Here is a 12,307-nt window from a genome sequence, read left to right on the forward strand (position 1 = left end):
CTAGCAAAGGAGCTGGGATACCTGGAAAAGGATCCACAATGACACAGACACAGAACACCATCGCCAACTTCTTCAAGCCGAAATCTTCAATCAGCCCGTACAGCCTCCTGCCTGACACCGTAAGCATGCACATGACGGATTCTTACATTGCGCTGCCGGAGGACATCACTGTCGGTGAGGCACTGAGCACCTACGCAGCTGAATTTGCTCGTCTCGACGACGATACCTGTGTCTTCCTCGTCGACGATGAAGGCTACCTGACCAGCGACATTACGCTGAAGGAACTCCGCGAATACGCCGACCGCGATGCCTATATGAACACCGTCGGCGCTCCTGTGAAGGTCTTCGTCAAGCCCGAGGATCCAGCTGCCATCAGGGCTCGCCAGCTTATCGACGGGCGTCGCAGCGAGTTGCCCGTCGTCAGCAGCGGCAAGCTGGTAGGGGTTCTTACCGACCGCATCTCTGAGCGTATTCTTGGCAGGACTAAGGCAGCTAAGAAGGCAAAGAAGTCTAAGGGATTCTTCTCACCGATTACCGCGTTTTTCGGTGCCGCCAATAACTAGAGCGACTGGCTTGGGATGGTAACCCGAGTAACTCGAAAGGCCAGCTAGCGTTTGCTAGCTGGCCTATTCTTGTTGACACACTGTTTTATCCCCCCACAGGAGAGAAGTCGACAGGAGGCAGATCGTGGCACGAGACTGGATTCGGGTAGCCCTGGGCATGTTCGCTGTTGCATTTGGCGCCAACCTCTTTGCTCCACTCCTGCCCGCGTATCGAATAACCGATGCTCTCAACCAGTCCCAGGTCACCTTTCTCTTCGCCATCTACGTCGCAGGGCTCATCCCCGCGCTACTCATCTGCGGCCCACTTTCCGACCGACTCGGCCGTCGCGCCATCATCCGGCCCGCACTCATAACCTCTGCCGCCGGCTCCGTCGTCCTACTCACCGGCGTCTGGTTCCACTTCCCATCACTGCTGATAGGGCGCCTTGTCGTCGGCATTTCGATGGGGATGGTAATGGCCGCCGGCGCCTCGTGGATCAAAGAGATTGCGCCCGTCGCACCTCAAATTTCCGCCCGGCGCGCAACCGTTGCGCTCTCCGCCGGGTTCTCCCTCGGTCCCCTGGCTTCCGGGTTGGTCGCGGAGTTTGCTCCCCGTCCCGACGTCATCCCCTATCTTGTTCATCTCGCACTGTTGCTTGGCATCACACCACTGACATGGAACGCTTCCGGCGGACTGCCAACCTCAGCGCCCAGCGACACCCCGCAACGGTTCTTCTCCTCTGCCACCCTAAGCCCGAGATTCCTGTGGGCAGTCGCCGCTTGGGCACCGTGGGTCTTCGGTGCCGCGTGCACATCGTTCGTCGTCCTTCCGACAATCGCCGAATCCAGCTACCCCATTGCCTTTGCCGGACTCATCGCCTGCATCACGATGGGCACCGGCGTTCTGGTGCAACCACTGGTCACTCGAATCAGTTCCAGCAGCTTTATCCCGCCAGCTATTTTCGGTCTTGGCTTAACGACGGTCGGAATGCTGCTCAGCCTCATCGTCGCCCTCCCCCAGAACGTGTGGAGCGTTTTCCCCGCCGCTCTGACCCTCGGTGCCGCGTACGGCGTAATGATGGTCTCCGGCCTCCGCGAAGTGCAAATTATCGCACCGCCAGCCGAGTTGGGCGCTGCCACCGCTATCTACTATTCGCTGACCTATGTTGGTTTCTTCGCTCCTTTTGTTATTTCTTTCGCAGCGCCGAAATTCGGGTTTGTGCCCGTTTTCATCTTCGGTGCGATTATTGCATTGGTATCCATGTATCCCGTGGCAAAGGTTGCGCAGTCTGCGGTGAGGTCCGTCGGAGCATCGTAAAGCAGACGCGACTGAAATTCTTGTTTTTGGGAAGCGTGCTGAGACGAGCTCTTGTATTCTTTCTTTCACAAAAGCTTAGCTCCGGCCCAGGGCTCCTGGGCGGGTTGCATAGGTTGTTGAAATTCAGCTCGATGGAATGAGGAATCATGAAGCAGCGCAGCTCTGGAATGTGGAAGAAAATTGCGGCAACCGTTGTCGCAGGTTGTACAAGCGCCGCCCTGCTCACCGCATGTGGCTCGGGGGAAGAAAGCAGCAATGCCGGTGGTGAGGCAGGCAAAGAGTCGACCAGCAAGATGACGAAAGCAGATGGGTCAGCTCCTGCTGCAGCCGAGGATCAGCTCCTGCTCACAAATGAAGTTCAAGGGGCGGACTTCTCCGGAAACAAGATCACCGGGTTCAAAGATGCCATGGAGATGTTTTCGGAAGATTCCATGAAGTTTGAACCGGCCGAATGCGCCACTTTCACCAACTCAACTGAGGAATTGGAGAATGCTGCCGGCGCTTACACGGACATTAAGGAAGAGAACGTCACTGTCAGCGTCTCGATATTGAAGAATCCTGAGGCGTACCAAAAGTACGAGGACAGCCTCGAAAAGTGCTCCGACGTGACGGCTACGATGGATGCTTCCGACATTCTGAAAGACTCCATGGAAGGTCAGGAGATTTCTCCTGAGATGCAGGACATGTTTAATGACATGGACATGACGACCACAATGAAACTGCACCGAGAAAAGTGGGAGCCAAATCTTTCCGTCAAGCCAGCTGAGTTCACTGCACACGAGACCAGTGCGAACATCAACGCCGGTGGCACGGATACTACGGCCACCAGCTACGACATTGTCGGGATCGTCAATGGCGTAATGGTAATGGTGTCCGCCGCCCCGACTCCGGATGTACCAACTGGCAACATGGAAAACACGACGGATCCCATGCAGATTCCAGAGGCAGCTCCGGAGTCTAAGGAAGCAGCAAAGAAGCGCGCCTTGGAGGTCTTCGATGCCCAGGCAAAGAAGATTATGGATGCTGCTTAGTTTTTCTTCTTAGCCTACTGTTTTCTGAAACCACAGTTTTTGCGAAATAGCGGGACGCAATCGCTGAGGAACAGCAGCACACAAGTACTGGAGTCTCCCTAGAACTCCGTTAATTCCTGCACTTTGGGACTCCAGAACGCAGCTCGTGGCGCGTTGAGAGTTTTAAGGTGCGGGTTCGTTATTTCGTCAAGTGCGCGCACGTAGTCCGGCACAATATCCCGCGGAATTCTCAGGCCCATGGTCAGGTGCGGAATCCAACGGGAGCCACGCCCATCAGGATTGAGACGGCTGATTTCGCGGACGGCCTCTTCCAGCTCATCGCTGGTTTCCAGCAACCAGGCAACAGTCTGCTTACTCTTGGTGCCGAAGATGACCGTTCCCACTCTGCGAAACTCCGCTGGCATAAGCGGTGGGAGAATTTCGGCTGCTCGTTGAATTACCGCTGGGCGCATGGTCGGCGCGAAGGTGCCTGTGATGTGCGGCTTCTGATTCTGCTGCGGAAAGCCACTCTCTGCGAGTTGCGCAAAGATTTCTCTTACTTGCGCCTCTTGCTCAGGCAGAAGGTACATCAGGATGTTGTCGGGTGACACCATGTGACGTTTACTCCTCCCCTATTGCTGTCGGTCGACCCACTTGAAGCACTGACGAAGAGCGCCATTACTAGAGCTCTTCACCTAAGGCACTCAGGACCTTGCACTCCAGAGCATAGCGTAAGGATTTTCCACAATTTATAACCTACCTATAGGAATTTCTAGCCTCTTATTATTTCTCCTGTTAAAAACACCTTTTTATTGGGATAATGGGGATGGGCAGGATTCCTGAAAGCTCTCTAGACCATCTTCAAAGACAGTGTGGAGTGACGGCCAATTCTCCACGCTGCACAAATACCGACACGGCTGGAAAGGTAAGTAAAGACACGGCACCGAAACCTAAAAAGACTACACCCCCGAAGAATCAAAAGCTGGTGAAGAGCAAGACAAGCTTCAGTCGCGACGAGCTCGCTGGTTTGCTGGAGACGCTGGCAGCTCGCATCCGCGCCGGGGAAATGACTCTCGGCACTGGCGAGTCCGCGGTGACGATGACTATGCCGACATCGTTTAATACCACGATAGAAGTCGTCGATTCCCGAAAGCGTACCGGCATCGAGCGCGGGCTAGAGCTGGAAATTGACTGGATGGTCGACGAGGCTGGCGAGCCCGTCGAAAAGCCAGAACCAGCATCTGGCTTCGCAATCTCCTAGCGGGCTTGTTGCTGTCCAATCTGTCGCACAATGAACTCCTGCACGCCGAGGAGCGCCCGTCGCCGACACAACTCACTACCGCTCGCCATTTCCGCAGGTCACAGCGAACAGATCTGAGTCGTTTTGGTCGATTTTGCGTCCTTTGGCCGTCAATTACCGCTGCGACACTGGCCGACAAGCAAGCCGTCGTCAAGCAACACCCAATTACACCCGCCAGGCACCCACGCCTCCCCACATTGCATGAGGTGACGCTAACCTAATTCGGGAAAATTCGCGACGAAGGGAACGCGCATGGCCAACGGCAAGAAAGGCCACAAGGGCAAGAAGAAGGACTCCGCCAAAGCCAAGAAAAAGGCTGCGGCAACGACCTCGCTACGTCTGCCCGAATACTCGAAGGCCGAGGCCAAAGCCGCGAAAAAGCTCGCCGGCAAGGACCCCTTTAAACTGGCTGCGATGACGCCGAAGAAGAAGTGCTGTAAATCCGGCATCCGCTGCCTGCGCTGCCCTGTGGTGCTACACAAGCTCAATCGCGAGATCAAAAACGGCGAAGTCGACCATGCCACCCTGCTGCTCGTCGCCGCGAAAGCCCGGATCCGGTAGCCGGCCCTCGCCCCCCAGCCCGCCGTCGGGCCGTCCCATGAGCAGTGGTGTCGCGCTCTGTATGGCACTGGTACCGATTCTCCTGGGCTATCTGCTCTTCGGACACCGGCTCATACGCGTCATTCCAAGCACCGCGACAACGCTCCAGGGAACACTCGCCAGGTCAGGAAGTTTTATTCCGTCGACATAAGGCCTCGGCCAGAACCGGGAATGTGACCGTCGGAGGATTGCACCGTGTGTATCCTTTGAGTGTCATTGAGCCTTGAAGGAGCAAGAAAAGAGCATGCCCCACCCACGCGCCGTCTCTAGGATGGACATCCGGCCGCGTGCCCTGCGTTTCGCACCGCGCCGCTCGGACTGGTCCCGCGCGACAATCGGGCGCGACCTATCGGCAGGCCTCATGGTGGCCCTCGTCGCACTCCCCCTCGGGCTCGGCTTCGGCGTAGCGTCCGGTGTCGGTGCGGCGGCCAGAATTACGACGGCCATCGTCGCGGGCATCCTGGCCGCGATCTTCGGCGGTAGCAATGTCCAGGTAAGCGGCCCGACCGGCGCAATGACCGTCGTGTTAATCCCCATCGTGGCCAACCATGGTGCCGATGGGGTACTCGTCGTCGGCGTGCTGGCAGGGCTCATGCTGCTCTTGTTGGCGTTCACCGGCGCTGGCCGCGCGATGAAGTACATGCCACTACCTGTCGTCGAAGGTTTCACCGCCGGTATTGCGTTAATCATCGGTCTCCAACAGCTGCCCGCAGCACTTGGTGTTGACGTGGACGGCGAGAAAGTCCTCGGGTTGGCGTGGGGCTCGATCAAAGCTTGGTTAGATGCTCCGGCATGGCAGGCGCCGGTGATGACCATTGCGGTGGCGGCTGGAATCGTGCTTGCTGCGCGCGTTCGTAGCGGCTTCCCCGCGGCGCTGGTGTTGGTAGCTGCCGCGACGGCCATCAACATGCTGGCAGACAGCGGCCTGAAGACAATCGGGTACATCCCGTCGACGTTGCCTGCCCCGCGCTGGCCACAGATCCCGTGGGAGCACCTGGATTCGCTTCTGTTGGCAGCAGTCGCCGTCGCAGCTCTCGGCGCGTTGGAATCGTTACTATCTGCGACGGTTGCCGACGCAATGACTGTTGGCGACCGGCACGATCCCGACCGCGAGCTCTTCGGACAGGGCGTGGCCAACGTCGTCGCGCCCCTGTTCGGCGGGATTCCCGCGACCGCCGCGATCGCCCGAACTGCCGTCAATGTGCGGGCAGGCGCAGGCACACGCCTGGCAGCGGTGTTCCATTCGCTGCTCCTGCTCGTCGCCGTACTCGTCGCGGCTCGGTGGGTGGGCGAGATTCCTCTCGCCGCGCTCGCCGGCGTGCTCATCGCCACTGCGATTCAGATGATCCACCCGCGGAACCTCCGCTCGGTGATACGCGCCACCAAGGGCGACGGGGCGCCCCTGCTCATCACGGCTGCCGCCACCGTCGTGTTCGATCTTGTCGTCGCCGTGCTCATCGGCCTCGTTATGGCGGGCTTCTTCGCACTGCGCGATACCGCCCGCACGGCGGTATTAGAGGCCGCCCCGCTAGACGAGGGAGACCACCGCGACAAGGAGCGTGAGCTTCTCGACGAGCACATCGCCGCCTTCCGTATGGAAGGCCCCCTCTTCTTTGGTGCAGCGCACGATTTCCTCCTCGAGCTCGCTGATGTCTCGTCGGTCAAGGTTGTCGTGCTCCGCATGCGCTACGTTACGACGATCGACGCCACCGGCGCCCAGATGCTCGCCGACACGATTGGGCGCCTCGAACGCCGCGGTACCAGGGTCTTGCTCGCAGCCACGAAGCCCGAACATATTCCGGTGTTGCGCGAACTCGGCGTATTCGACCAGCTTGCGCACGAGAATCACGTCTTCGACAACACTCTCGACGCCATCGCCCACGCCCGACTGCATGCCTCGCGCATTCAGCATGAAGAGTCTGATGGCGCACCCGCGGCATCGCAGAGTCAATAGCTTGGCTGAGCCAGACAATGGTCACTCCGTCGCAGTCGACCCTGCAATCGTGGGTCCACATCCCCATCGCGCGACGCTTGAAAAACCTTTACACGTTGCACTTAAACTCCACGACGTGTCGTTGCAAAGTCACCTTCTCATTCGTGAAGCCGATGTGAGTGTAATCGCTTGGCGCGTAGCATTGGTGACATGCGCATTTTCACCGTGGGCCACTCCAACCTCGAGTTCGAGGACTTCGCTGAAATGATCAAGGCGGCCGGTGTGGCATCCATCGTGGATGTGCGCAAGCTGCCCGGGTCCAGGAAGTACCCGTGGTTCAACGGCGACCACCTTGCCGAACACCTTCCCACATGTGGCATCACTTACAGCAGAAGCGAGGGCCTAACCGGACGGCGCAACGTGTCCCACTCGGTGCCGTTTGAGGTTAACGGCAACTGGCGTAACCGCAGTTTCCACAATTACGCCGACCATGCGCTGGGCGAGGAGTTCTCCGACGCGATCTCGCAGCTACGGGCGAACGCAGCCGAAACTCCCACCGCGATCATGTGCTCCGAGGCGGTGTGGTGGCGCTGCCACCGGCGTATCATCGCCGACCACCTCATCGCCCACGGTGACGAGGTTGGCCACATTATGGGCCTGGGTGCAGCCGGGGCGAAGGTGAGCGAGGCAACGCTCAACGACGGCGCAGTCATCGGCAACGATCTCCTCGTGCGCTACCCCGAGCGGGGCTAGCGCATACACCAGAGCCCAGGGGGCTGCATCCTCCTCGGCCTGACCTACGCTTTGTATTCATGGAGCGCCCGCCACCTTATGAGCAGCAGTATCGGAGGCGCACCAGCGGATAGCACGCTCAAACGAGCTTTAGGTTAGGAAATCTGAACCGCTCAATCTAAGAAGACCACCGGGGACTCCGGTAGCGCCCCAAAGCGCCGAATCGAAAAATCGATCTACCGTCTTGCCACGGACCTAGACGTCGAGCTTAAAGTCCACGGTATCTCGTTGCAAAGTTACTTTCTCGTTAGCACCATGAAAAGGAGTGGTATCCAATGAAAGCGTTCGGATTCTTAAGCTTCGGGCATTACGCCTTCGGTGGCCAGCGCGGGCCATCTGCGGAAAAGATCGCCAAGACTCATCTGGAGATCACCCAGGCTGCGGACGAAATCGGCGTGAACAACGCGTCCTTCCGAGTCCACCACTTCGTGCCGCAGGCCTCCGCCCCGATGCCGCTGCTGGGTGCTGTCGCGGCCACCACCAAACACATCGAGATGGGCACCGGTGTCATCGACATGCGCTATGAAAACCCGCTCTACCTCGCCGAAGAGGCCGCGTCGCTGTACCAAATTTCCGGTGGCCGCGTGGCCCTGGGCGTCTCGCGCGGCGCCCCAGAGGTGGCTGACCGCGGCTGGGAGGCCTTCGGCTACAAGGGTAAAGCGCCCAACGGCGCGGACGTGGCGCGAGCCCACCTCGAGGCGTTCATGGCTGCAGTGGACGGCAACGGATTCGCCACCGCCGCACCGCTAGACCGGCAGTACCCCAACATGTTCCAACCCGGCTCCGCCCTGCCGGTCTTCCCCATGGTGCCCGAGCTGCGTAAGCACATTTTCTACGGCTCCGGCACCCACGCTTCTGCCGAGCAAACCGCCAAGGACGGGCTCAACCTGATGTCCTCCACCCTGGTCTCCGAGACCACCGCCGAGACTCTGGGCGAAATCCAGGCGGATCAGATCAGCCGCTACCGCGCCGCGTGGAAGAAGGCGGGCCACGATTGGACGCCGCGTGTGTCGGTGTCCCGCTCCGTCTTCCCCATCGTCGACGGCGCGGACATGCAGTTGTTCGGCATGCAGGCCTCCGGCTCCGATCAGGTGGGCATGCTTCCCGACGTCGGCGCCTCCACCTTCGGCCGCACCTACGCCGCCGAGCCGGACAAACTCATTGAGCAACTCAAAGCCGACGCCGCCGTCATGTCCGCCGACACCCTGCTCATCACCATCCCCACTGGGATGGGCGTCGACGTCAACGTGAAGATCTTGGACAACTTCGCCACGCATGTCGCCCCCGCGTTGGGTTGGCAGCCGAATCACGAAGGCCCAGTTACCGGCTATCCCATCGACTAATTCCTCCAGTTCGCAAGCTCTTCGCTTCAATGTCAGTTCAGTGCGTGTTGAAAAGTTCAGTAATTGCTGTATAGTTCAGCATATGCTGACTATTGCTTCACGCCTCGACGTCATGAACCGGCTCGGCCGGGCCATGGCGGATCCGACGCGCTCCAGAATCCTGATCACCCTACTCGACGGCCCGAGCTACCCGGCCGTGCTTTCGCGCGACCTGGACCTGACCCGCTCGAACGTCTCGAACCACCTGACCTGCTTGCGTGACTGCGGCATCGTCGTCTCCGAGCCGGAGGGCCGCAAGACACGCTACGAAATCGCCGATCCGCACCTTGCGACAGCGCTCAACGCGCTAGTGAACGCGACGTTGGCTGTCGACGCAAACGCCCCGTGCATCGACCCTGAGTGCTCGGTGCCCGGCTGCGACGGGAAAGGAGCGGACGCATGAGTTCAGTATGTGGATGCGAACACGAACCAGCCACGGAGATCGAAGATCTCGATCGGCCATGGTGGAAGGACCCCGAGTTGCTACTGCCGATCTTCTCCGGCGTAGCCCTCGGTATAGGCCTGGCGCTGGATTGGTCCGGGCTAGAGACACCCGCGACAGTCCTGTTCTGGATCGGCCTGTTGCTAGGGGCGTATACGTTCGCGCCCAGCGCTATCCGGAACCTTGTCACAAAGCGCAAGCTCGGCATTGGCTTGCTGATGACGATCAGCGCGGTCGGCGCGGTAATCCTCGGTTACGTCGGAGAGGCCGCGGCGCTAGCGTTCCTGTACTCGATCGCCGAGGCACTGGAAGACAAGGCGATGGACCGGGCCCAAGGCGGACTGCGGGCACTGTTGAAGCTGGTACCGCAAACCGCGACCGTGCTGCGCGACGGTACGGCGGTTGAGGTCGCAGCGAAGGACCTCGCGGCTGGCGAGCTGATGCTCGTGCGCCCCGGAGAGCGGATTGCCACGGATGGCATCATTCGGTCTGGGCGCTCCAGCCTTGACACCTCAGCGGTCACCGGAGAATCCATTCCGGAGGAGGTTGCGCCCGGCGACGAGGTGCCCGCGGGAGCAATCAACTCCGCCGGCGTGCTGGAGGTCGAGACGACCGCAGCTGGAACGGACAACTCGCTGACCACACTCGTGGACCTGGTCGAGCAGGCGCAGGCGGAAAAGGGCGACCGCGCCCGGATCGCCGACCGGATTGCCCAACCCCTAGTGCCCGGGGTGATGATCCTGGCGGTGCTGGTCGGCATGATTGGCTCGCTGCTGGGCGACCCCGAGACGTGGATCACCCGCGCGTTGGTGGTCCTGGTCGCAGCATCGCCGTGTGCACTGGCAATCTCCGTGCCGCTGACGGTCGTGGCCGCGATCGGCGCGGCCAGCCAGTTCGGCGTGGTCATCAAATCCGGCGCGGCGTTCGAGCGACTCGGCGGCATCCATCACCTGGCGGTGGACAAGACCGGAACCCTTACCCGCAACCAGCCCGAGGTTACCGACGTGGTCCCGGCAGACGGATTCGATCCGGCGCAGGTGCTTGCTTTCGCGGCGGCAGTTGAGCAGCAATCGACGCACCCCCTCGCTGCGGCGATCGCGGCAGCGGTGCCCGAAGCGCCCGCTGCCTTGGACATCAGCGAGGAAGCCGGGCATGGCATCGGCGGCACCGTCGAAGGTCGACGGGTACTTGTGGGCAGTCCCCGGTGGATCGACGCCGGGCCACTGAAGGCAGACGTTGAGCGCATGGAGTCCGAGGGTCAAACCTGCGTCCTTGTCACCGTCGATGACGCCCTCGCCGGGGCGATCGGGGTCCGCGACGAACTGCGGCCCGAGGTGCCCGAAGCTGTGCAGGCCCTGCACGCCAACGGCGTGGAAGTGAGCATGCTCACCGGCGACAACACTCGCACCGCCCGGGCGCTGGCTGAAATCGCCGGAATCGACGACGTGCGCGCCGAGCTGCGTCCAGAGGACAAGGCAAGCATCGTCGCCGAGCTCTCCTCCAAGACGCCGACGGCGATGATTGGCGACGGCATCAACGACGCTCCTGCGCTGGCGGGCGCGACGGTGGGCATAGCAATGGGAGCGACCGGCTCTGACGCCGCAATCGAGTCCGCTGACGTCGCCTTCACCGGCCACGACCTCCGGTTGATCCCGCAGGCACTGCAGCACGCCCGTCGAGGCAGCAGGATTATTAACCAGAACATCGTGCTGTCTCTGGCCATCATCATCGTGTTGATGCCGCTGGCGATCAGCGGTGTGCTGGGCCTGGCCGCCGTCGTATTGGTTCACGAGGTCGCTGAAGTTATCGTGATCTTGAACGGCCTGCGGGCTGCACGAGCGAAACGCTGAGGCTGTGACCGGCAAGTCTTATAAGGGTTAAACCACGCGCCGAGCACACACACGTTGGACCAGGCGAGTCATTCGAGTTCACCACCTGGTCCTTCTCGATGCGTGCAGGCACGGGAACTGTGGGTGAACCTAATAGTTCAACGGCCCGATACCACTTGCAAATTCTTCACACGAGGTAGCGGAATGGACCGAGGCCGAACGAAAACCGGAGTTAGAGACAGCGCTCTTCAACCTCCTCCCCCCCCCCCAATAACGCGAAACGTCATTAACGCCTCGCGTTAAACGTTGAACTTGAACTCGACCACGTCGCCGCGGATACCAACCTCACACGACATGCCGTTTCTTGCTTTTCCGGTCAGTTCTTTACCGCGGACACCCGACGGATCAGTCGTGCTACCACCTGGCATACTAGGGCGGCGGGCAGGAGCAACGCGACGCCGTTGACCGTGTCACGGAACCGCAGCTCGCACCCGTCCCGCTGGAGTTCTCGACGCGCCATGAGTGCCCCTGGAAGCATGATCGGCAACGCCGTCGCAACACCGGCGGTGTAACCACGCTGCGCGACTGAACCGCCGAGGTGAGTCACGACGTGGGCTTCCAGCCCGGCGACGACTGCCCGATAGGTCGCCGACTTACCGGTAGAGCGCACGCCGCGGCCACACGCCGCCGCCACCAGAATTCCCATCAGCCCCACGGCGATCCACGATTGCTGCGGCGTGATTCTGAGCTGTTCTATACCAGTGCGATCCGCGAGACGATCGCAGGATGCAGAAAACGCGAACGCCTCTTCGAAGTCGTGGATTACCCACGCCGCAAAAAGTGCAGTCGGCCCCTTCCAACTCACAATTCAGCCTTTCCCTCACGAATGCAACTCCGATGAATCTGCTGGCAGACGCACACGCCCACCAGCATCATTTCACAGCCGACAGAGTGTTTGAGGCCATGCTACCGTGAGGTTCAACCGGAACTCGACTAGACGTTAAACTTAAACTCGACGGTATCTCGTTGCAAAGTTACTCCCTCTCGTTAACACCATCAAAAGGAGTGTTATCCAATGAAAGCGTTCGGCTTCTTAAGCTTCGGGCATTACGCCTTCGGCAGCTAGTGCGGGCCATCTGCGGAAAAGATCGCCAAGACT

Annotated in this window: 12 protein-coding genes; 10 read left to right on the forward strand and 2 right to left on the reverse strand. The window is 60.2% G+C overall.

Going from position 1 to position 12,307, the window contains the following annotated elements; all coding sequences use genetic code 11:
- Positions 1–38 precede the first annotated feature (38 nt).
- The 3 genes from HMPREF3011_RS02920 to HMPREF3011_RS02930 all read left to right on the forward strand — a co-directional run bounded on the left by HMPREF3011_RS02920 (position 39) and on the right by HMPREF3011_RS02930 (position 2,891).
- Positions 39–563 carry a CBS domain-containing protein gene (locus HMPREF3011_RS02920; protein WP_049181300.1) on the forward strand — a complete coding sequence of 175 codons (525 nt, stop codon included), beginning with the start codon at positions 39–41 and terminating at the stop codon, positions 561–563.
- Positions 564–687: 124 nt separating this feature from the next.
- Positions 688–1,860, forward strand: a complete 1,173-nt coding sequence (locus HMPREF3011_RS02925) for an MFS transporter (RefSeq protein ID WP_083327059.1) — start codon at positions 688–690, stop codon at positions 1,858–1,860.
- Positions 1,861–2,006: 146 nt separating this feature from the next.
- Positions 2,007–2,891: a hypothetical protein gene (locus HMPREF3011_RS02930; RefSeq protein ID WP_038626094.1), complete on the forward strand. Its 885-nt coding sequence runs from the start codon at positions 2,007–2,009 to the stop codon at positions 2,889–2,891.
- A 98-nt stretch (positions 2,892–2,989) separates the two neighbouring features.
- Here HMPREF3011_RS02930 and HMPREF3011_RS02935 read toward each other — a convergent pair whose 3' ends face one another.
- Positions 2,990–3,484 carry a 2'-5' RNA ligase gene (locus HMPREF3011_RS02935; RefSeq protein WP_038626096.1) on the reverse strand — a complete coding sequence of 165 codons (495 nt, stop codon included), beginning with the start codon at positions 3,482–3,484 and terminating at the stop codon, positions 2,990–2,992.
- A 371-nt stretch (positions 3,485–3,855) separates the two neighbouring features.
- On the opposite strand from HMPREF3011_RS02935, the gene HMPREF3011_RS11205 reads away from it, so the two are divergent.
- From HMPREF3011_RS11205 to HMPREF3011_RS02970, 7 genes are all read left to right on the forward strand, one after another.
- A complete protein-coding gene (locus tag HMPREF3011_RS11205) occupies positions 3,856–4,131 on the forward strand; it encodes an amphi-Trp domain-containing protein (protein WP_038626098.1) in 276 nt (91 codons plus the stop codon).
- 291 nt (positions 4,132–4,422) lie between these two features.
- A complete protein-coding gene (locus tag HMPREF3011_RS02945; RefSeq protein ID WP_038626100.1) occupies positions 4,423–4,731 on the forward strand; it encodes a hypothetical protein in 309 nt (102 codons plus the stop codon).
- Between the two features lie 283 nt (positions 4,732–5,014).
- A complete protein-coding gene (locus HMPREF3011_RS02950) occupies positions 5,015–6,724 on the forward strand; it encodes a SulP family inorganic anion transporter (protein WP_070841122.1) in 1,710 nt (569 codons plus the stop codon).
- A gap of 189 nt (positions 6,725–6,913) precedes the next feature.
- Positions 6,914–7,456: a DUF488 domain-containing protein gene (locus HMPREF3011_RS02955; RefSeq protein WP_042389435.1), complete on the forward strand. Its 543-nt coding sequence runs from the start codon at positions 6,914–6,916 to the stop codon at positions 7,454–7,456.
- Between the two features lie 314 nt (positions 7,457–7,770).
- The gene (locus HMPREF3011_RS02960; RefSeq protein WP_016423156.1) at positions 7,771–8,838 is read left to right on the forward strand and encodes an LLM class flavin-dependent oxidoreductase; all 1,068 of its coding nucleotides are present in this window, start codon (positions 7,771–7,773) and stop codon (positions 8,836–8,838) included.
- A gap of 82 nt (positions 8,839–8,920) precedes the next feature.
- Positions 8,921–9,280 (forward strand): Cd(II)/Pb(II)-sensing metalloregulatory transcriptional regulator CmtR, encoded by a 360-nt coding sequence (locus HMPREF3011_RS02965; protein ID WP_070841123.1) that lies wholly within the window; start codon positions 8,921–8,923, stop codon positions 9,278–9,280.
- The gene (locus HMPREF3011_RS02970; RefSeq protein ID WP_049181290.1) at positions 9,277–11,169 is read left to right on the forward strand and encodes a heavy metal translocating P-type ATPase; all 1,893 of its coding nucleotides are present in this window, start codon (positions 9,277–9,279) and stop codon (positions 11,167–11,169) included. The genes HMPREF3011_RS02965 and HMPREF3011_RS02970 overlap by 4 nt, the downstream gene beginning before the upstream one ends.
- Before the next feature lie 355 nt (positions 11,170–11,524).
- Here HMPREF3011_RS02970 and HMPREF3011_RS02975 read toward each other — a convergent pair whose 3' ends face one another.
- The gene (locus tag HMPREF3011_RS02975) at positions 11,525–12,013 is read right to left on the reverse strand and encodes an HXXEE domain-containing protein (protein WP_070586044.1); all 489 of its coding nucleotides are present in this window, start codon (positions 12,011–12,013) and stop codon (positions 11,525–11,527) included.
- Positions 12,014–12,307: the final 294 nt, after the last annotated feature.

This window comes from Corynebacterium sp. HMSC074C04 (genome assembly GCF_001838295.1).
GTDB lineage: Bacteria > Actinomycetota > Actinomycetes > Mycobacteriales > Mycobacteriaceae > Corynebacterium > Corynebacterium amycolatum.